Origin of the sequence: Nostoc sp. (genome assembly GCF_036918015.1) — a bacterium.
In the GTDB taxonomy this organism is placed as follows: domain Bacteria; phylum Cyanobacteriota; class Cyanobacteriia; order Cyanobacteriales; family Nostocaceae; genus Nostoc.
Genome location: NZ_JBALEO010000069.1, coordinates 200826 through 221397, shown reverse-complemented (window position 1 = coordinate 221397; position 20572 = coordinate 200826). Strand labels below are relative to the sequence as shown.

Below are 20572 nucleotides of genomic sequence, written 5' to 3'. Positions count from 1 at the left end.
CGGGAAAATTAATAAATCAAACTGGATTTATATAGTTAATTAATCTTACGTACTGATGGATTTGCTGCCAAGCAAAGACTTGTAATTAGCATGATGCTACCCGCAACACTAAACATAATTGTCAGATTTAAATTAACTAAAAAACCAGCTAAAGCAAAGGAAACAGGAGCAACACCAAAAGCAGAAAACATTCCCAAACTCATAACTCTTCCTAACATTTCAGGTTGGGTTTGTTTCTGAATCCAAGTAATTCCTACCACAGTAAAAATACAACTGCAAAATCCCAGCACTGCAATTGTGATACTAGCTAGTGCTATATTGCCAATAAAGCCAAGTAAAAACAAACCAAAGCCTTGAACACTCGCAATAGTCAGCAGTAAAACTCCGATGTTGGGAAGATTTTTGACAAATTGAGGTGTGAGTGTCCCAATTAACCCACCACCACCCCAAGCTGATTGCAATATTCCTAAAGCTACTGCACCACCTGGGAAGCGACTATGAGCTAGTGAAGTCATCCCAACTTGTAATGGCCCAATAAATAGAAAATTGAGGATTACCATTACCAGCAAAAAGATTCTCAGAGGCTGATTGTGCCATGCGTAGTAAAATCCCTCACGCATACCAGCAATCAAATTCATAGTTTTTTTAGTTGAAGCAAAATTTTGATTTAATTCCCCATTCAATGCTGTTGCTTTTGCTTTTGTTCCCTTCATGAGCAAAAGCGTGATAGTTGTGATGGCGAAAGTTATCCCATCAATGACAAATGCTACTTCAATCCCAGCAGTTGCAATCAGTAAACCACCCAAAGCCGGCCCAATTAGCAAAATTAGTTGGGAAGTTCCTTGGCTCAAGGTATTACTTGCTATTAACTGTTCTTTTGATACCAGACTGGGGATAATTGATTTAGATGCAGGTATAAAAAAGCCATCAAATATGCCGAAGCCCGCAGCAAAAAAGTAAATATGCCATAGTTGAGTCATTTTCAACGCAACGATGGTTGCAAATAAAACGACTAGTAACCCACGTAAAGCATTGGAAACCAACATCACTAATCGTGGTGAAAAGCGATCGCTCACCACACCACCAAACAGCATCAAAACAGCACGGGGAATCGCCGCACTCATTAACACTGTACCTAACGTGATCCCAGAGTTAGTTAACTGTATTGTTAACCAAGGCAATGCAACGATATAAAATTGATCGCCTAGAAGTGAAACAGTTTCACCGATGTACAGAAGTAAGAAGTTGCGTACAGTTAGTGGTTTCCAAAGCGGAACTTTAGAATTGGTCATTTGTCATTTGTCATTTGTCATTTGTCATTTGTCATTTGTCATTTCTTCCTCTGCTTTCTCTGCTCCCTTGTCCCCATTTTCAATTCACACGACGTTCATAGCCTTGCCAATATTTCTCCCGAATCTTGGCCTTTTGTAATTTACCACTAGGCGTTCTGGGCAAAGATTCAGTAAATTCAACGCTTCTAGGTAACTTAAAATCAGCAATTTTACCCCGAACAAAATTAATAATATCTAATGCGGTTGCTTTCATTCCTGTTTTTAAAACCACGATCGCTTTGATTGCTTCTCCAAAATCTTCATCTGGAACACCAATGACTGCTACCTCCCTAATTGCTGGATGTTCGTATAAAATATTTTCAATTTCTGCTGGATAGACATTTTCACCACCATAAAGAATCATGTCTTTAAAGCGATCGCAAATGTAAATGTAACCTTCTTCGTCAAAATAACCAGCATCACCAGTATGAATCCAGCCATCTACTAAGGTTTTTGCTGTAGCTTCAGGTAATTTCCAATAACCAATCATATTTGCAGGAGATTTGATACAAACTTCACCCACTTGAGGGCAAGATAGTTCTTTACCTTCACTGTTGATGATGGCTACCGATACACCAGGAAAGGCTTTACCCGCAGCTTTGAGGATGTTTTTATTTGCAGATGTATGAGCTTGTGCAGGTAAAGAGACAGCACAATTACCAGTTTCGGTCATTCCATATATCTGCACAAAATTACAACCAAATGTAGCGATCGCACTTTTGAGTGATGATTCAGCTATGGGAGAACCGCCATAAATAATGTATTCTAGTGATGAAAAATCTGTTTTTTGGCATAATGGTTCGTTCAACAGAGCTTGAATCATGGCTGGAACCATAAATGTCTTAGTGATGCGGTACTTTTCAATCGCTTCGAGAACTTCAACGCCGATAAAATTTTCTAAGACAATATTTTCTGCTCCGGCTGCTAAACCACGAATAGCCCACCAGAGACTCCCGATATGGAATAAAGATAAGGTAAGCAAACTTTTGTCAGTTGCGTTCCAATTTATCCAGGTTTCGCCTCGTTGAGCAAATTCTTTGGCGATCGCAAAAAAACTGTAATGTCCTAGTTGGACACCTTTAGGTCTTCCAGTAGTGCCACTAGTATACATTTGTACGGCTACATCATTGGCTGCAACAGCAACATTTGGTGGAGCGTCACTATGTTCCTGAGACCAGATATCGTAACTCAGGCAATTTCCGTCAATTTTTTCTAAGGCAATAATGGTTTTAACACCATCAATCTCATTTCTAATCGATTCTACTAACTGATAAAATTCAGCCCCAACAAAAAGAATTTCAACATTAGCATCCCTGAGAATATAGCTGATTTCAGTAGCAGCTAAACGCCAATTAATTGGTACAAAAACAGCTTTTATTTTGCAACAAGCAAATAAAATTTCATAACTCTTAAGTGAATCTTTAGCTAAAAATGCTACTCGCGCATCTGGTTGAGATCCTTGGCTTAATAGTGAATTTGCGATCTGATTACTTCGCCGATCTAATTGTATATAGGTAAGTGACTTATCCTTGAATATCAATGCCCTAGTGTCTGGAAGTTGACGTGCTTGCACGCGCGGTAAATCTGCCAACGTTATTATTTCACTGTTATACATCATCGACGTTTCTCAGAAAATTGCTCAGGTTTTTTTGTGCAGTCGTAACAAGCTATGTGAATCTATTACTAGCAGCCATATAAAGTAAAAATTTTGCTTTTTTTATTCAGATACTCAACTAAGTTCCGCAAATCGGCTGGGAGAAATTCTGGATTTTTAACTTTCTTTTACTGCATTATTTTATACATTTTTTGGGGTTTTAAAAAGTTTGTATTACCTATTTTTATGGTTAAGTTTCATCAATTAATTTGAAATACCTTGAAAGTTTTTATTTAAAAAAATAAGTACTAGGGCTTAAGCTAATACAGATTTTAGAGTATTGTCAATCTAAAATCTGCCTGTCTTAATGAGTATAAAATACTACATATTAGCTTTGACTATTTAATTTTTTTTCTTCCAATTAATTAGAAGTTAAAAAATATACTCTCATCAGGTATCAAGTCCAACGCATCTAAAGTATAATAATCCCTTAATAGCAAGGTTTTGTGTGGTTCAAAAATTAGGTTATTTTTTCATCAATATCCTTATCCAGCAAAAGTTTCAGAGATTAAGTGTGTTGTTTATAATCTGTTTTCAAAATTCGATACGTACAAAAAAAACTACAGTAGTAAATGCTACTATTTATTGTTAGCGTATTTATTGACAATTAATCTTATATATTTTTATTTTGCTATAGAATAATTTTGGTATTTGACAATAAGTCAAATTAATCTTAAATGCTTGTTGATTAAGAGTTTTAAAAGTATATCAATCAACTGGTTTCGACCATAAGAATAATTAATCAATCAATCAGTAATTTTCCAGCTATAGGAATCCGGTTTGATTTCTGAAAAAAATTAAGTATTTGTAGGGTGCGTTATGACTTTAGTCTAACGCACCAAACCCTTTAAAATGGTGCGTTACGCTTCGCTATAACACACCCTACGTGTTGTTCAAAAATCAAATAGTAATCCTATAGAACGCGATTTAGAAGTTTGACAGTTTGTCATTTGACACATTTACCACAAAGCCAAACAATTTAGTACATAAATGCTTTAGTCTATTTGCTACTAATAGCTTTGATTTTGTCAACTTTTATTGACAATTTGAGATTACTTTTTTGGTGTGAGGATTAAATGAGGAAACTGTATCTACTGGGAAATTTAGGACTAGCTATCATACTTGCCATATTTATAAATCAACAAGCTTTAGCTGTCACAAAAGAAGATCAAATTCCCCAACTTTCAGATATTAAGCTTCCTCACACAAGTGTCAAGGAGTTGCTAGCTCAACAAGAGCAGTCTAATATTCTAGTAACAGGGATAAAGTTGAATCAGACGGCTAGTGGATTGGAAGTGATTTTAGAAACATCTGCATCTGACAAGCTGCAAGCCACAACTAAAATAGAAGGTAATAGCTTTATTGCAAATATTCCCAATGCACAACTGCGTTTCGCAAGTGGTAATACCTTCCGTCAAGAAAAACCAGTTGCGGGAATTACGGAAGTATTGGCGGCAAACCAGGATGCAAATAGTATCCAGATTACTGTAGTGGGGACAACACAAGCTCCAAAAGTCGAACTATTTGACAGCGATGAAGGTTTAGTTTTAGGGGTGACACCAACAACACCTGAAACTCAACCATCAGCCGATAGCCAAAAACCTAATGAACCAGATATTGAACTAACTGTTACCGCCCAAAAACGACCGGAAAATGCACAGAATGTACCCATTAGTGTTACGGTAATCCCTCGTCAGGAAATAGAAGATGCTCAAATTGGTTCTTTGATTGATATTGCCAATCAAACGCCCAACTTTAACTTTCTTCCCACATCTTCCGGCGGTACAGAGTTTAGTAATTACAGTTTGCGGGGTTTGAACAATCAAAATTTCCTTACCGCTCAGGATAGCGTAGCCTTTTACATCGATGATATTCCCATTGACTATAACGGCTTTCTAGACTTGGCTTTACTCGATCTAGAACAAATAGAAGTGCTAAGAGGCCCTCAAAGTACGCTATACGGCCGAAATAGTTCTGGTGGAGTCGTCAATATCATTTCTAGACAAGCAACGCCAGAACCAGAAACACGAGTTAGTGCAAGTTACGGTAGATATAACAGCCGCGAATTCCAATTCTCTCTCAACGATGCTTTGGTTGACGATAAACTATCACTGCGAATTGCGGGAGCTTACAGAGGACAGGATGGATTTATTAGGAACCTAGCCACAGGTAATGAAATAGGCGAGCGATCGCGCCTAGCTGCAAGAGCGCAACTTTTGTGGACACCTACACCGGATTGGACAGTATCTTTTAATAGCTATAACAGCTTTACAGATGATGGTAATCCAACCTACAACAAGTTAAATCCTTCTGACCCATTCGAGGTTAATTTACAAACTGAAGGATACAATAAGCTAGATACAAATACCCAAGCTTTAAAAATCGGTTACAACGGCGAGGGTTTCCGAGCCACATCCATCACGGCACGTCGTTTTACCCATCAAGAAAACGTTGTTCCAGGAAGCACAGGAGCGGTACAAATTATTGATGGTATTGACTCCACATTATTGACGCAAGAATTACGTTTCCAATCTCCAGAAACGGCAAAGCGTTTTCAATGGTTATTAGGTGGTTACTACGAATCTCGTGACTTTAACGTTGGCGATGCTGAAACCGACTTTCCTGGATTTGGAAGATTTAGACGTACTGGAGACGATTATCGTCAAACCTACGCGGTATTTGGACAAGTAGATTATCAGCTTATAGAACCATTAACTGTATTTGCTGGTTTACGTTACGAATCTAGTGATGCATCTTCAGATAGTACTTATGAGTCAGTAAACGCTGATGGAACGCTAACTCCACTGCGTCCGGCATTTAATAATGAAAAAGTCAGTAATAATGCCTTGATTCCCCGCTTCGGTTTGAAATATCAATTCAATCCTAATTTAATGGGATACGTGACTATTGCCGAAGGTTACAGACCGGGTGGATTGAACTACCGCGCCAATAGCGAAGCAGAACTTCGATTTGGAGAAGAAAAAACCTGGAGTTATGAAGTGGGTTTGAAATCTTCTTGGCTGGATAATCGTTTAATTGCTAACCTATCAATCTTTCACAACGATGTAAATAACTATCAAGTTTTGCAATATGACGCAAGTGGTTTTTTTGGCAGAGTTAACAACATTGACCTTAAAGCCACTGGAGTAGAATTTGAACTGAAAGCCAAACCAGCTAAAGGATTCGATTTAACTGCATCAGTTGGTTATGTAGATAGTATATACAAAAACTACTTCAATTCCGATACAGGTGTAGACTTAAGCAATAATCAAGTTCCCCTTTCCCCACAATTTACCTATAATTTAGCTGCTCAATATCGCAGTCCGGGAGGCTTATTTGCTCGTGCAGAATTGCGTGGTTATGGGATTACTTATTTTGATGATGCGAACCAAATCAAGCAAGAACCTTATGCCTTAGTTAATGCTCGTATCGGTTACGAAGCTGAGAAATATGGCATTTACTTATATGCAAATAACTTGTTTGATACTCGCTACATCACCTCTGGATACTTATTCCCAGTACCAGATGGAACCGCAGGATTTGGCGATCCCGTGACCTATGGCGTGCAAATTAAAGCTAATTTCTAATTTAATTGTTGTAGCGATGTTAAATATAGCGGTTCTCGCGTGGATGCAATACACTCTGACCTCTCTCCAAACCTCTCTCCTAAAAGGAGAGAGGCTTTGAATCTTGCTCCCCTTCCCTTGTAGGGAAGGGGCTGGGGGTTAGGTCTGTATTGGACTCAACCGAGAAGCGCCATAATTCTTAATTCGTAATTCGTAACTAAGTTTTGTAATGGGGATTTAACCCCAACACAAAACTTACTGGTTATAGAACTGGGGGACTTAAACCCACGGAACTTGCTAAAAATTATCTTTACTGTCGCTATTTTTGATTTTTTATCCTCTGCATATTGCTATGCTTGCTAAATTAATCCTGCTCGCCGCACTTTATACTACTCAATTCATTCCGACAACCTTTTTTATCCAAACCGTACCTATTTTTATGCGACAACAAAATATGTCGCTGGATGCTATCGGGTTGTTAAGTTTTCTCATTCTTCCCTCAGCGTTAAAATTTCTGTGGTCGCCTTTTATTGATCGCTACAGTTGGCCAAAGTTAGGACATTATCGCGGTTGGATTATCTGTTTTCAAGTTTTGTTAGCACTTGTAACATTTGGATGTGGATTTATTGATATTCGAGAGAATTTCAATATCTTAGTTTTTTGTATGTTTCTCGCTTTTTTATTCTCTTCCAGCCAAGACATTGCGACTGATGCGTTAGCAGTCAATTTACTCGAACCGCGAGAAAGAGGATTAGGAAACGCTATTCAAGCTGGGGGAAATGTTTTTGGCGCTATTATTGGTGGAGGTGGAGCGCTGATTTTACTAGATAGAATCGGCTGGCGGTATAGCTTGATAATCATGTCAGTTGTAATTTTGCTGACTTTAATTCCAGTACTATTGCATCAAGAAAAAGTTAGTAAGAAATCTCAAAAATCAAAGTTTTTCAAATCTTATTTTCAACCTTTTATCAACTTTCTCTCGCGTCCCAAAGCATTAGCGTGGCTTTTCGTAGTATTGCTATATATGGGAGGCGAAATGATGTCAGGTACAATGCTTCGTCCACTTTTTGTTGATAGAGGTTTGTCGCTCTCAGATATTGGCTTAATGTTGGGTATTGTCAGTTACAGTGTCCGTATTGTTAGTGCTTTGATTGCAGGAGTTTTGATTACCCACTTGGGAAGATTACGTTCTCTAACTCTATTTGGTTTTGCTGCAAGCATGGTGACACTTTTGTATATCATACCTGCAATTGGTATCAGTAGTTTACCTGTGCTGTATGCTGTTAGTATCACAGTCAATGCAGCCCAAAGTATGGCATATACTGCATTACTAAGTGCCATGATGGATAAATGCGAACCTGCAACAGCAGCTACTGATTATACATTTCAGGTGTCAGTAGTATACATTGGTGGAATTGCTGCTTCAGTTCTGAGTGGTGCGATCGCCAGTGCTACGGGATATACGTTTATGTTTATCATTAGTGCAGCCTTGAGTTTATTGAGTGTATTACTAATAACCAACTTGCGGGCATAGAAGCAACACATTCACAAGGTATACAGCCCTCTCGCTACATCGGATTGGTTAAAAACCCTGACCAAAGTCCTACTAATCATGTTCTTTAATATTGTCAGAGGCGATTCTCCCACAAGGGAGACGCTACGCGAAGGTTACGGTATCTTCGATTTTTTTAGTACGGATAACCGTCATTTTTATTCGTGTCAAGCACTTGCAAAAAATATTTACATATTGTTATGTTTAGTTACACAAGCAAGTAAAGGAAAAAAGACATGACAAGCAAAGGCTTTAGCATGAACGAACTCGGTCAACTCAACAACTTTGCAATTGAACCAAAGATTTATGTAGATCAAACCCCAAGAGCAGGTTTTACTGAGTACGCCGAGAAACTCAACGGGCGTTTAGCGATGATTGGTTTTGTCTCACTCATAGCTGTAGAAGTTGTCACAGGACACGGCTTGATTGGATGGCTGACAAACCTGTAACTAAATCTGAATATTTAAGAATTTCACTCAATTAACCGATAGAAAATTACCAGAGGATTGCTATGAAAACTGATTTTGATTTCCCTAAAAAAGATTTAATTGGCCCCGTTGTTTTTCGCCCCGATTTCAACAACTTTGAAACAATTAATGTTAACCAAGCCTGGTCATTATTTTTCAGTGCAGGTCAAGATGATAAAGTACTGGGAGAATCAACTGAATTAGGCAAGTTTTTCACTAACCTTTTAATTGCTGTGGGAGTAACAGGAACCCTTTGGGCAATCTATTTCAGCAATTTGGGATAAAAAATTGGCTTCAGGTTTTAAGTTGAATAAATATATCCGAAGTCTTGGTGGACATAACCAAGACTTCTTTTAAATTGCAGGAATCAATTATTAGTAACTGTGCATTTAGCGGGACTTAAACATTTTTGAGAGAAAAGCAAGCCTCAAACCCATGCAGGGTAAGAGAAATACACCAAATGCTCAAAAATAGCCCAAACCTCAGATCACATTGACCCAACCACGCCGGCGTTGACCAGTAAGATTTTTGCGTTTTCCTCGCCTACCTTGTTCAGCTTCACGAGCTATTTGCTGAAATTCTTTATCGAGAAATTCGTGGGGACGTTCCCAATTGATTAATGCTGCTGTTTGGGGGAAGAAAAATTGCATTGCTTGGGGAAAGTAAGCTTCTAAAATTTCTTTCCACGGACTATCATTATCTGCTCTTTCAAGTTCCTCGGTCATCAGTTGATTGGTAGATGGTGGACTGACAAATGAATTAAGCTTTTTAACAATTTTTGCGTAAGTTATGAAAATGGTCTAAGGAATAATGCCAGCGCTATGTCAGCAAACGCTGGCAACCCGAAAAAGTTTGTTGGGTTGAAAAATTTCTAGAAGAATTGCCCAATAAAAATCCAGAGCAAGCTTTGGTAAAGAATGAGACTTGCCCCGATTAATGACGAATGCCAGTATAGATCGACCATTGATTTTTATGCAAGCAAATCACAGTTGTGTTAGTATTCAGATGAATCTCGGTTCTAGTGGGGAACAGCCGCTAGAGGAAACGGGGAAAGTCCGGTGTAAATCCGGCGCTGTCCCGCAGCTGTAATCAAGGCTTGCCTTGTGAGTCAGAATGCCCGCCGAAGTGAACTGGTAAATTTTGTACATCTGCGAGGCACAGATAAGTATTCTTATGAAGATTTATGCAACTACTCAGCTTTACGTTCTCATAGCTCCACATATCAAGACGCTACAGATTACGGCTTTCTATGAGAGGGTAAGCGATTAATTTCCGGTACAAGTTGTGTCTTGAGATGCAGCGATCGCAATTACTACTCCAGATGAGAGTATCGCTTGCAAATAGTCACAGCAACAACGAAATGCTGTATTACCTAACAGGTGGAAGTTGTTAAAAAACAGGTAGTAAATGGCGTGTATGACGTACATAGTCCTGTTCCACATTACCCATAGAAATTGCTAATTTACTAGACTAATACTTCAGTTAATCATCATGCCGAAATTCTATCTTCACCGAACTGGGAAGATTCCTACTGCTATTCATCCCTTTGTCAAACAAACGGCTCTCCTCCAAGATAAACACAAGCCCAGTCTACTTCAAGGGAAAATTATTCCAGATGTTCAAAATATTGCAATGTCGATGTATCGGATGATTTATATTGCGATTGCCTCTGTGGGGCGGTTACGACATCGCTCGTCTGATTCGGGACGAGCACTAATGAGTAAACCGTTAAATCCACTCAAATAGGTGTATAGGAGCATTCAAAAAAATGTCAACTTTATTATATCCTGTAATTGGTTTTCTTCTGTTTTTAGTAATTGGAATTGCGGCTTATTTCCTAACTGCCCGCAAGTATCAATCCTCATCCACAGTCGCCAATTCTTATGATGAATGGACGCTTGACGGCATCCTAGAATTTTATTGGGGGGAACACATTCACCTCGGTCATTACGGTTCGCCGCCACGAAGTAAGGATTTTTTGGCTGCTAAATCTGATTTTGTCCATGAAATGGTTAAATGGGGTGGAATAGAAAAATTACCTCCTGGTACTACTGTCTTAGATGTTGGCTGTGGGATTGGGGGTAGCAGCCGGATTTTAGCGCGAGATTATGGGTTTGCTGTCACAGGGATTACCATCAGTCCACAGCAGGTGAAACGCGCCCAGGAGTTAACACCCCAAGGGCTAAACGCCCAGTTTGCAGTTGATGATGCAATGGCATTGTCGTTTCCAGATGCCAGTTTTGATGTGGTCTGGTCAATCGAAGCAGGCCCCCACATGCCAGATAAAACCGTTTTTGCTAGAGAATTAATGCGGGTGCTAAAGCCTGGTGGGGTGTTGGTTGTAGCTGACTGGAATCAGAGGGATGACCGCCAAAAGCCGCTAAATTTTTGGGAGAAACCAGTAATGCGGCAACTGCTCGAACAGTGGTCTCATCCAGCTTTTTCCAGCATTGAAGGCTTTTCTGAGCTTTTGGCGGGGACAGAATTAGTTGAGGGGGAGGTAATTACGGCAGACTGGACGCAAGAAACCCTTCCTTCTTGGTTCGATTCGATTTGGCAAGGGATAGCTCGACCAGAGGGATTGGTGCGTTTTGGACTGTCTGGTTTTGTCAAGTCTGTGCGCGAAGTACCGACGCTTTTACTAATGCGTTTGGCGTTTGGTGCAGGGTTGTGTCGATTTGGAATGTTCCGCGCTGTGCGGGGGAACGGGAGTACAGAATTGATGGACAGAAACTTTGTCAACCAAAATCCCTCAAGTTTGGTTAGGTAGCTAATCTGGCATAACTTTAACTAAGTACTACTTTGGGTAAAATCGTGGGAAATTGAGGATTGAAATTTAAACGCAAAGGGACGCAGAGGAAAGCGCAGAGGTACGCAGAGGATTCGCTACGAAGTTGTGAAATCCTGTACTAGGAACGAATTTAAGTTTTGTTGCAGCTAGTTATGAATATTTGGATTTTAACGCTGGCAACATTGCATGATATCTGCGGTTAAAACTTCTTTCTTGTGAAAAGCAAAATTAATCAACAAACGACACACTTTTATATGCAAAAAATTCCCGTCACAGTAATTACAGGATTTCTAGGCGCAGGCAAAACGACGTTAATTCGACATTTACTGCAAAATAATGAGGGACGACGCATTGCTGTTTTGGTGAATGAATTTGGGGAAATCGGAATTGATGGCGAACTTTTGCGTGATTGCCGAGTTTGTGACGATGAAGAAGATTCCAACAGTAATATTGTTGAACTCACCAATGGTTGTCTGTGCTGTACAGTGCAAGAGGAATTTCTCCCAGCGATGCAAGAATTACTGAAGCGACGCGATCGCCTTGACTGTATGTTAATTGAAACCTCTGGACTAGCACTACCAAAACCATTGGTACAAGCATTTCGCTGGCCGGAGATTCGCACAGGCGCGACAGTTGACAGCGTAATTACTGTGGTGGACTGTGAAGCGTTGGCAACTAATCAATATGTAGGCGATTTAGCAGCCCTCTTAGCACAGCGACAAGCCGACTCTAGCATAGAACACGAAACACCCATTGAGGAACTGTTTGAAGATCAGCTGGCTTGTGCTGATCTAGTATTGCTGACTAAGAGCGATCGCGTTGATTTCCCAACACAAGTTAGGGTGCAAGAATGGCTAAAGCAGAACTTATCCCCTGGTGTAAAAGTCATTCCTTGCCAGGATGGTAAAATTAGTGGCGATTTGTTACTCGGTTTCAACGCTGCGGTAGAAGACAACTTGGATAGTCGCCCCAGTCACCACGATACTGAAGAAGAACACGAACATGATGAAGGGATTAATGCAGTACAACTACTCTTAGACCAAGCATTTGAGCCGACTGTCTTAGTAAAACGCTTGCAAACATTGGTGCAACAGCAAGAAATTTATCGAATTAAGGGATTTGTAGCAGTTCCAAACAAAGCTATGCGTCTGGTATTACAGGGTGTTGGTAATCGATTTGACTACTTTTACGATCGTCCTTGGCAACCTCAGGAACCCCGTCAAACGCGATTAGTATTGATTGGACGAGAGCTTGAGCAGGTTCGCATTGAATCATTGGTGTTGGGGGAGGAAGTCAATGCGACCATCTAATAGTGTTTGGCAAGGAAATTTCGGCTACTGGCAAAACAGCTTTATTCATAATAATCTGCTGGTAATCGGTTATACAGGATGGAAAGGATTTCAGTCATTTGGGCGGGGAGTTGTTATTTGTGATGTGGATACTAAAGTTACTCACCCTACAAATACAAGTCTTGATACAGTTCCCTTTACGCTCCAATTTCTACCCTCCGATCTGATTGGGTTTTACTTGCGTTCTTTTCAGGATGGCGCAGCTATATCGCAATCAATCTGCTCATCCATGATTTCATCAATTTTCCCCGCGATCGCAACATACAATCCCCATCAAGATATTCTTCTGGTGCTAAAGGCTGAACCTCAGATTGAGGTTAATTTTTTACACCAACTAAAAATTACTCCACCCGATTGCTACGAACAAGTTTGCAAGCGATGGTCAGAATTTGAACCAAGTTTAATGCCCTAAAACTTACTTTATTCCTCAATGCTCAAGCCAAAATCAAGCAATATTCCAAAACCTACTCGCTACCAAAATGCAGCGATAGATTATTACATGGGACTCACAAATTCTTCACGGGCAATTTTTTAAAGCTATTTATGTTATGAAATCCAACTCTGGCAGTTATTAAAAGGAGTTTAATCGAAATGACCCCAGAAATAAACACCCAAGATTGGCAACAAGCTTTTATCGCTACCAATCTATTAGCAATTGGTTACAACGCTTGGATCGGTTATTTAGGAGGAGAACGTGGTGTCGTAATTTGCAGCACTAATTCTCCGCATTTAAGTATGGCTGGCGAAACATTTAAAGCGCATTTTATCCCGCGTAAAAATCTTGCAGCTTTCTTAAATGCTTGGTTAGTAGCACCCGATACCGTACTGTTACAAAGACACTTCATGAATGCTCATATTCTCGAAGCTGTAGATAAGTATAATCCCCAAAAAGATGTTGTATTTTTATTGGAGTCCGGTCATCAAGCTGGGTTTTTCTATTTAACTAATTTACCAATTACACCACCCCAATGTTACCAAACTGTATGCAAGGAATGGGCAGAATTCCAACCTCAGTATACCATCCCAATAGGAGCAACAATACACTGAAAAAAAGAGCTAAAAATCAACAATAATGTATAGTTACAACACAAATGCCTGTGACATCATCTGTATTCGCTACCGAACGCCTGCTTTTTACCCCCGCAACTCCCAACACAGACGCCATCCCCACCATCTTCGCTTTTCCCAATGATTATACGGTGGGGATAACAAGCCTTGGCTATCAAGTGGTGTGGGCAACTTTAGCGATGCGTTCTGATATGCAGGTGAGTCGCCTGTTTACCGATACCCACGAACAACTTCCGCGAGAACCAGAAATACTCGGCTTTTCCATGTCTTGGGAACTGGATTATGTCAATATTTTGAACTTATTGGAATCTTTAGAAATTCCTATCAGGGCAGCTTACCGTGGCGATCGTCATCCCATAGTTTTTGGTGGCGGTCCCGTACTCACTGCTAACCCCGAACCTTTCGCAGATTTTTTTGATGTCATAATGATGCGCTCTGTGAAAAAAACTGTGCCAGGATTGCGCTTAACATTTGGCTGTAGCACCTTTGTTCCCAAAGCACACACGCCATTTCAGTGGTTTGGAGTCAATCGGCAAGCAGAAAAGCGGTTGCAACTTTTACAGAAACAACTTAAGCCGCAAGGTATAGATTTTCGACCGGAAAGTTATAATTGGTCAATCATTCAAGCTTTGTTATCTAGGGGCGATCGCAGACTATCCCACCTTTTGGAACTTACCCGTAATTATGGCGACTCCTTGGGCAGTTATCGTCGTGCTTTCAAACAACTTAAAGGACAAATACCTAACCTAGATTTCTACGTTCATGATAACTGGTCAACAGATATTGTATTAGCTTGGAATCACTTGCAAGGACCTTTACCACAATCCACACTAATAAAGCATCTGGCTGATGCTACCAGTTATTTCAACTTACCCCAAACAGAACTTCAGCCGCTAGGAGAAAGTTTTATTTAATGGAAACCACAGTGAAAAAGTCGGATTTTGTCCTGACTCCTTACATGAACAGCAGCGACTTGCGGGCAACTTATCAAATCCTGAATACGGTTGTGCCTTATGTGGTTTTATGGTTTTTAGCATACAAAGCAGCTGCTATTTCTTTTTGGTTGCTTGCGCCTACTATAGTTTTGATGACGCTGTTTTCAGCGCGTTGTTTTTCTTTAATGCATGATTGCGGACACTATTCACTCTTTCGTTCAAAAAGGGTTAATCAGATTATCGGTTTTATTCTGGGGGTGATCAACGCGATCCCTCAATATCCGTGGTCAAGAGGACATGCCTATCACCACAAAACCAACGGTGATTGGCAACGCTATCGCGGTCCTAGTGCATTAATCTCTACTGAGGAGTTTGCTCGCCTCAGTCCATCTGCCCAAAGGCGTTATGAACTACTGAGGCACCCATTCATGATCTTTCCGGGAGGTTTTTTCTATGTCGCGATTAAGCCAAGACTCGCCCTGATTGCCGGAACATATGATTTTATCACTCATCTACTGACTTGCTTGCAGCAAGATCCTTTTATGGATTTACCTCGAATCATCTCTTCTCATAAGTCTAGAAATTGGTACACTGCGGCTGAGTTTTGGCATCTGTTGTTCAACAACATTTGTGTAGTCGGCAGCTGGATTTTTCTGGGGTATTTACTTGGATTTGGTTTTTTCGTGAGCGTTTACTCAATCACGCTAACTTGTTCTGCGGCAATCCTCATCTGCGTCTTCTTTGTTCAGCACAACTTTGATGGCTCTTACGCCCACAAAACTGAAGGGTGGGACTATCTCGAAGCAGCAATTAAGGGCAGCAGTTATCTGGAGTTCCCCACCGTTTTAAAGTGGTTTTCCGCCGATATCGGCTACCATAACATTCATCATCTTTGCGACAGAATCCCGAATTACAACCTCCAAGCTTGCCACAATCAAAATATTCACCTGCTTAAGAGTGCAAAAACGCTCCGAATGGTAGATATTCCTGATTGCTTCAAATACATTCTGTGGGATTGTCCCTCCAATCGCCTCACGTCGATAGCATCGTTTCGTGAAGCTGCACAATCCATCGACCTAGAGAGAGCCAACGAGGCGTAAAGAATACCGTTGTTTGAAACAACGGGAGCATTCCAATTTGGCAAAAATAAAAAAATAAAGATTATTCGCGAGTAAACATCGCGAATAATCTGGGGATTCAATCAAGTGGTTCTTCGTTGGAGTTGAAGGTGAGTATCTTTCACCAGCAGAGAAAATCACACCCTGTACAGATAAAAAGACACAGAATGATTCTCAATCAACTAATACTCAATAGTAAAATCCCAAGTTAATCGGTGCTTCTAGAGTAATTTGGGAAAGCTTTGTCCACCCGTTTTTTTAACGGGTGTGAATTTAATTATACTGACTTTCATCAAGCCGAATCTATATTCACTGTATCAGCTTTCATTTACTATCTAAAATCCTTGACATTTTATATTTTCTTGCTTATGATTCTCAATCAGTTATGACTTGATTTACTTCCCGGAAAATCTCTCTAAGTAAATTCAATATTCTCCTCACTATACTGTATGAAATTACGCTGGTTATTGCTGAACTTAATTAGTATTTTACTGCTATCTTCTCCTGCAAGAGCAACTCAATTAGAATCCTGGCACTTTGACCCCAATCAGAATCAGCTTGACCTAACCACTGACTCAGGTATTCAACCGAGAGTTTTTTTAATTGATAACCCTAAAAGACTGGTTATTGACTTATCGGGAACTACTTTGAGCTACCCTACAACCAAACAAAACTTTGGCTCAAAGATTCGAGAAATTCGGGCAGCACAGCTTGACCCCCAGACGACCCGACTTGTAATTGAATTAGCACCCGGTTACACTGTCTCTCCGCAAAGTGTAATAGTCAGAAGAGATTCTAACTTTCATTGGGTCGTAAAACTATCATCAATTGAAAAAATACCTGCGACGGGAATTTTGGAATGGGGAATAGGGGCTGGGGAAGAATCCTCCCAAACACCAATTTCCATTACTCCTAATCTCCAGCAAAAACGCCAAGTTCTCTTATTCCAAAGTAAAGCGCCTTTACAAGATATTGCAACTATTAATAAACTGAGTCCACCAGATATACTCACTAAACCAATAAATGCTTCTATGTTTGCTGGGGTAGTTCCTTTAGGTGAGGAAATACTACAACTAAAATCTCAAATTAATGCATTAATGGCTCGTTACAGTTTCCTTAAACCAGGGATGTTTTTTGTGGATTTAGAGACGGGTAACTATTTGGATATTAGTGGCGACAAAGTATTTCCCGCTGCAAGTACAATTAAGTTCCCAGTTCTGATTGCTTTATTTGAGAGAATAGACGCTGGCACAGTCAAACTAAATGACACCTTGGTAATGCGGCGAGACTTGGTTGCAAGTGGCTCTGGAGACTTGCAGTATCAACGTGTGGGAACCAAGTTGACTGTGCTGCAAACCATAAATAAAATGATTACTATCAGCGATAATACCGCCACAAACATGATTATTGACCGTTTGGGTGGTAAGGCAAAATTAAATCAGCGGTTTCACAGTTGGGGATTGAAAAATACTGTAATTCGTCATTTACTGGGAGATTTTAAGGGAACTAATACAACCAGTCCCGCTGACTTAGTAAAATTGTCAGCATTGATTCAGTATCATAAGTTAATTTCAGATGCGAGTCGCTCCCAGGCAATAGATATTTTAAATCATTGCCATAACAGAAAGTTGCTGGCAGCTGGTTTGGGTTCGGGAGCAATAATTGCTCATAAAACAGGTGATATTGGGTTTGTGATTGGGGATGCAGGTATTATTGAGATGCCCAATGGCAAGCGTTACTTAGCAGGAATTTTTGTGAGAAGACCTTACAACGACACCAGAGGTAGGGATTTTGTTCGTCAAGTTTCTCAGTTGGTATATACATACTTAGACCAACCAAAATTAACTCAGTTACCTTAAAAAATGACGATTAAACGAAATGCAAAACTTCAGTTTTGTAGCCTCCAAAAAAATACGTTAGGAACGTAATACACCTGACGAAATTAAATCTAAAATGTCCGCAAAGTCCCCTTTACTAATAGTTAGGGGATTTACTTTATGCGTGTTAACTGTAGCACAAGTATAATTCTATATCCAGTAATTAATATGGAGAATAAAAATTGTTATCGACTGAATTTACATATACACAATAACTATGGTAATCTGACACATAACTGTCGGTTCTGATGGGGAGCAGCCATCAGGCGCAAGGGGGAAAGTTCGGTGTAAATCCGGCGCTGTCCCGCAGCTGTAAACCGATTTTAGATTTTAGATTTTAGATTTTGGATTGGGAAGCTACCCGATAATCCAAAATCCAAAATCCAAAATCCAAAATTGTCTAAGTCAGAATGCCCGCCGACTCACTCTAGACACAAAACATTTATCTGCGAGGCACAGATGATACATTTGATTAATAGATTTCATGGGTACAGATACTATTTTAAGACAGTACCCTCTACAAGTTTTACTAATTCGCTTCGCTGTTAGTAACGACACTCAATTTTGGGTTGTCCTATAGGAATTTGGGTATCCATAAGGAATACCACAAAGTCTTTTTTGCTATCCAAATAGTATCCACCATGATTTAGGTATGGCAATGCTTTGTAGCAAGCTAATTGAAGCCTAAATCTTAAAAACTCATAGCACAAATAAATACTTGCATTTACTGAAAACGAGGAGTTTCATGTCCACTTCCCGTATAGTTACTTATTGTGAATTTTTCTCACAAATCTTTGTTTTTACCACAATCTATGGGATGATCTGCGGAAGAAATGTAGTGATTGCTAATCAAGTTCCACAAATATCTGAGTTTCCCAAGCACCAAGGTTCAGCCAAAGACTTACAACCAGTTGCACAAGCAACGCCTGAAAATACTCCAGCATCCACAGAAGAACCCGATATTGAATTAACAGTCATCGACAAGCTATTGAATGAACCCGTTTACTCACCCTTTCGCCGCGAGGGGACAGTAAAAGATTCCACCCGCCCGGTTTACGTGATTACGGGTGAAGAGATGGAAGGGCAGGGTGCTAGAACTGTCAGAGAAGCGCTAAAATTTCTTCCAGGTATCTTACCTGATGGTACAGTTGGCACAGAAGTGAACGCCTTAAGCGGTCAATTTATCCGGGGTTCTAACTCTGCACAAGTCTTGATTTTGCTTGATGGTAGACCGATTAACGATTTAGGTTCTGGTGGTTTTGACCTTTCAGAATTTACCACCAATATAGTTGAAAGAGTCGAAGTATTACCAGGTGGTGGTTCTACCCTTTATGGTTCCGATGCAATTGGGGGAGTGATTAACATTATCACTCGTCGTCCCACAGAAAAAGTGACGACACAAGCGGGAGTCACCCTTGGCGCGTATGGGTTAAATCAGCAGACTATCAACAGTAGCGGGAAAGTCGGCGATATTGGTTGGGTTGTAGGTTACAACCGTACCCAAGCCGAAAATAACTATCCTTTTTCTATCCCATCCGCGAACTTCAAGGGAATTAGGGAAAATAATGATGTTCTCTACAATAACTTTAATGTCAAGCTAGAGGCGGATTTAGGAAAACGCAACACCCTAACCCTTTCAACCCTATATTTAGGTAAAGACCAAGGAGTACCAGGAGGAGTCCCCATTCCTGAACCATTGTATGGTCAAGGTTATTTTAACTCATTGACGAATAGCGATCGCAAATACACAGACCAAGTTCTCACTGATTTAACCTGGAACTCAAAATTAGGAGGTGGGGATGATTCACTGCTAACAGCAAGAGTTTACGCAGATTTCCTCAACACTCGTTATGATAGTCGCAATTCATCCCAAGCGCGGTATGATAACGGGCAGACTTCTTATGGATTGCAAACACAACACAGTTGGAAATTTGCTCATAATCAAACCCTAGTTTATGGCTTTGATTATCGCAATGTATCAGCTACTAACAGTACATTCGACTTTTCTGCTAATACAAAAACAGTTACTTACGACGATAGTATTAGTCAAGGAGCGCTATTTGCTAGATATGAAATTAACTTTACCCCTAGTTTCACTGCCAACTTAGGTTTACGCCAGGATTTTAGCAGCTTGACAAATGGCTCTTTTACATCACCGAGCGTAGGAGCAAAATTTGCACTTACAGATTCTACCACTCTCAGAGCTAACTATATCAAGAATTTCCGTGCGCCGAATCTTTTCAGCTTATATGCGAATGGTAGTAGTTACGTTGGTAATCCTAACCTCCGTCCAGAGAAAGGCGATAGTTATGATATCGGAATTGACCAAAAGCTAGGCGATTTTGGTTTATTGCGCTTGACCTATTTCAACAATACAATATCAGATTTAATCGCCTATAACTTTGCTGTTCCGGTAGCTACTTATGAAAATATTGGTAAGGTTCGTACTACGGGAATCGAAGCAGTTTTAAATTTGCAGCTAGCAAAGAATATCTACGCTTCTGTTAGTTATACAACAAATGACCCACGGATTTTGAAAAGTACAAATTCTGCCGAAGTTGATAAAGAATTACGATTCGCAGGTGCAGATAGTTTGAATGCAGGACTTTCTTATGAAACTTCTCAAGGCTTATATGCTGGAATACTGATGCATTCTTTGGGTGCATATCCCATAAATAATACTAATACGGAATCTTTGTCTGGTTATACTACTTTTGATTTCAAAATGCGGGTTTCTCTAAGTAATACATTAGTATTAACAGGCAGTCTGGATAATATCTTTAACCAGAGATACCAATTATTTCCTGGTTATCCTGATGGGGGGAGGGTTTTTCAAGTTGGGTTGAGTTCTACGTTTTGAAGTC

16 protein-coding genes, 1 pseudogene and 2 riboswitches are annotated in these 20572 nt (G+C 40.0%); of the genes and pseudogenes, 13 read left to right on the top strand and 4 right to left on the bottom strand.

What is annotated here, in order from left to right; genetic code table 11:
- Positions 1-35: 35 nt before the first annotated feature.
- Both V7K61_RS18130 and V7K61_RS18125 read right to left on the bottom strand, forming a co-directional pair.
- Positions 36-1292, bottom strand: a complete 1257-nt coding sequence (locus V7K61_RS18130) for an MFS transporter (protein WP_335055248.1) — start codon at positions 1290-1292, stop codon at positions 36-38.
- A 79-nt stretch (positions 1293-1371) separates the two neighbouring features.
- Positions 1372-2949 carry a long-chain-fatty-acid--CoA ligase gene (locus tag V7K61_RS18125; protein ID WP_335055246.1) on the bottom strand — a complete coding sequence of 526 codons (1578 nt, stop codon included), beginning with the start codon at positions 2947-2949 and terminating at the stop codon, positions 1372-1374.
- A 1112-nt stretch (positions 2950-4061) separates the two neighbouring features.
- Here V7K61_RS18125 and V7K61_RS18120 point away from each other — a divergent pair.
- From V7K61_RS18120 to V7K61_RS18105, 4 genes are all read left to right on the top strand, one after another.
- Complete coding sequence (locus V7K61_RS18120) at positions 4062-6572, top strand: TonB-dependent receptor domain-containing protein (RefSeq protein WP_335055244.1); 2511 nt, start codon at positions 4062-4064, stop codon at positions 6570-6572.
- 331 nt (positions 6573-6903) lie between these two features.
- Positions 6904-8085 carry an MFS transporter gene (locus V7K61_RS18115; RefSeq protein WP_335055242.1) on the top strand — a complete coding sequence of 394 codons (1182 nt, stop codon included), beginning with the start codon at positions 6904-6906 and terminating at the stop codon, positions 8083-8085.
- 254 nt (positions 8086-8339) lie between these two features.
- A complete protein-coding gene (locus tag V7K61_RS18110; protein ID WP_335055240.1) occupies positions 8340-8552 on the top strand; it encodes a high light inducible protein in 213 nt (70 codons plus the stop codon).
- A gap of 62 nt (positions 8553-8614) precedes the next feature.
- Complete coding sequence (locus V7K61_RS18105) at positions 8615-8854, top strand: hypothetical protein (RefSeq protein ID WP_191761063.1); 240 nt, start codon at positions 8615-8617, stop codon at positions 8852-8854.
- Positions 8855-9109: 255 nt separating this feature from the next.
- On the opposite strand, the pseudogene V7K61_RS18100 reads toward V7K61_RS18105, so the two are convergent.
- Positions 9110-9295: pseudogene (locus V7K61_RS18100) on the bottom strand (hypothetical protein); the annotation flags it as partial.
- Between the two features lie 271 nt (positions 9296-9566).
- Positions 9567-9709: riboswitch (cobalamin riboswitch) on the top strand.
- A gap of 126 nt (positions 9710-9835) precedes the next feature.
- On the bottom strand, positions 9836-9997 hold the full coding sequence (locus tag V7K61_RS18095; protein ID WP_335055236.1) for a hypothetical protein: 162 nt from the start codon (positions 9995-9997) through the stop codon (positions 9836-9838).
- Between the two features lie 64 nt (positions 9998-10061).
- On the opposite strand from V7K61_RS18095, the gene V7K61_RS18090 reads away from it, so the two are divergent.
- From V7K61_RS18090 to V7K61_RS18050, 9 genes are all read left to right on the top strand, one after another.
- On the top strand, positions 10062-10316 hold the full coding sequence (locus V7K61_RS18090) for a hypothetical protein (protein ID WP_335055234.1): 255 nt from the start codon (positions 10062-10064) through the stop codon (positions 10314-10316).
- A 22-nt stretch (positions 10317-10338) separates the two neighbouring features.
- Positions 10339-11340, top strand: coding sequence for a methyltransferase domain-containing protein (locus V7K61_RS18085; RefSeq protein ID WP_335055232.1), 1002 nt, complete (start codon positions 10339-10341; stop codon positions 11338-11340).
- A 275-nt stretch (positions 11341-11615) separates the two neighbouring features.
- Complete coding sequence (gene cobW, locus V7K61_RS18080) at positions 11616-12671, top strand: cobalamin biosynthesis protein CobW (protein ID WP_335055314.1); 1056 nt, start codon at positions 11616-11618, stop codon at positions 12669-12671.
- On the top strand, positions 12658-13122 hold the full coding sequence (locus tag V7K61_RS18075) for a hypothetical protein (RefSeq protein WP_335055230.1): 465 nt from the start codon (positions 12658-12660) through the stop codon (positions 13120-13122). Before cobW ends, V7K61_RS18075 begins: the two co-directional genes overlap by 14 nt.
- A gap of 179 nt (positions 13123-13301) precedes the next feature.
- Positions 13302-13757: a hypothetical protein gene (locus V7K61_RS18070; protein WP_335055228.1), complete on the top strand. Its 456-nt coding sequence runs from the start codon at positions 13302-13304 to the stop codon at positions 13755-13757.
- 50 nt (positions 13758-13807) lie between these two features.
- Positions 13808-14692, top strand: a complete 885-nt coding sequence (locus V7K61_RS18065; RefSeq protein WP_335055227.1) for a hypothetical protein — start codon at positions 13808-13810, stop codon at positions 14690-14692.
- Positions 14692-15813, top strand: coding sequence for a fatty acid desaturase (locus V7K61_RS18060; RefSeq protein WP_335055225.1), 1122 nt, complete (start codon positions 14692-14694; stop codon positions 15811-15813). Before V7K61_RS18065 ends, V7K61_RS18060 begins: the two co-directional genes overlap by 1 nt.
- A 467-nt stretch (positions 15814-16280) precedes the next feature.
- A complete protein-coding gene (locus V7K61_RS18055; RefSeq protein ID WP_335055223.1) occupies positions 16281-17690 on the top strand; it encodes a serine hydrolase in 1410 nt (469 codons plus the stop codon).
- Positions 17691-17931: 241 nt separating this feature from the next.
- Positions 17932-18144, top strand: a riboswitch (cobalamin riboswitch).
- Between the two features lie 309 nt (positions 18145-18453).
- Positions 18454-20568, top strand: a complete 2115-nt coding sequence (locus tag V7K61_RS18050; protein WP_442936328.1) for a TonB-dependent receptor — start codon at positions 18454-18456, stop codon at positions 20566-20568.
- Positions 20569-20572: the final 4 nt, after the last annotated feature.

What these genes read in the sequence shown, in the direction of transcription:
- V7K61_RS18130 (WP_335055248.1), bottom strand. Translation starts at nt 1,292, where the DNA reads ATGACCAATTCTAAAGTTCCGCTTTGGAAACCACTAACTGTACGCAAC.
- V7K61_RS18125 (WP_335055246.1), bottom strand. Translation starts at nt 2,949, where the DNA reads ATGATGTATAACAGTGAAATAATAACGTTGGCAGATTTACCGCGCGTG.
- V7K61_RS18120 (WP_335055244.1), top strand. Translation starts at nt 4,062, where the DNA reads ATGAGGAAACTGTATCTACTGGGAAATTTAGGACTAGCTATCATACTT.
- V7K61_RS18115 (WP_335055242.1), top strand. Translation starts at nt 6,904, where the DNA reads ATGCTTGCTAAATTAATCCTGCTCGCCGCACTTTATACTACTCAATTC.
- V7K61_RS18110 (WP_335055240.1), top strand. Translation starts at nt 8,340, where the DNA reads ATGACAAGCAAAGGCTTTAGCATGAACGAACTCGGTCAACTCAACAAC.
- V7K61_RS18105 (WP_191761063.1), top strand. Translation starts at nt 8,615, where the DNA reads ATGAAAACTGATTTTGATTTCCCTAAAAAAGATTTAATTGGCCCCGTT.
- V7K61_RS18095 (WP_335055236.1), bottom strand. Translation starts at nt 9,997, where the DNA reads ATGTACGTCATACACGCCATTTACTACCTGTTTTTTAACAACTTCCAC.
- V7K61_RS18090 (WP_335055234.1), top strand. Translation starts at nt 10,062, where the DNA reads ATGCCGAAATTCTATCTTCACCGAACTGGGAAGATTCCTACTGCTATT.
- V7K61_RS18085 (WP_335055232.1), top strand. Translation starts at nt 10,339, where the DNA reads ATGTCAACTTTATTATATCCTGTAATTGGTTTTCTTCTGTTTTTAGTA.
- cobW (WP_335055314.1), top strand. Translation starts at nt 11,616, where the DNA reads ATGCAAAAAATTCCCGTCACAGTAATTACAGGATTTCTAGGCGCAGGC.
- V7K61_RS18075 (WP_335055230.1), top strand. Translation starts at nt 12,658, where the DNA reads ATGCGACCATCTAATAGTGTTTGGCAAGGAAATTTCGGCTACTGGCAA.
- V7K61_RS18070 (WP_335055228.1), top strand. Translation starts at nt 13,302, where the DNA reads ATGACCCCAGAAATAAACACCCAAGATTGGCAACAAGCTTTTATCGCT.
- V7K61_RS18060 (WP_335055225.1), top strand. Translation starts at nt 14,692, where the DNA reads ATGGAAACCACAGTGAAAAAGTCGGATTTTGTCCTGACTCCTTACATG.
- V7K61_RS18055 (WP_335055223.1), top strand. Translation starts at nt 16,281, where the DNA reads ATGAAATTACGCTGGTTATTGCTGAACTTAATTAGTATTTTACTGCTA.
- V7K61_RS18050 (WP_442936328.1), top strand. Translation starts at nt 18,454, where the DNA reads ATGTCCACTTCCCGTATAGTTACTTATTGTGAATTTTTCTCACAAATC.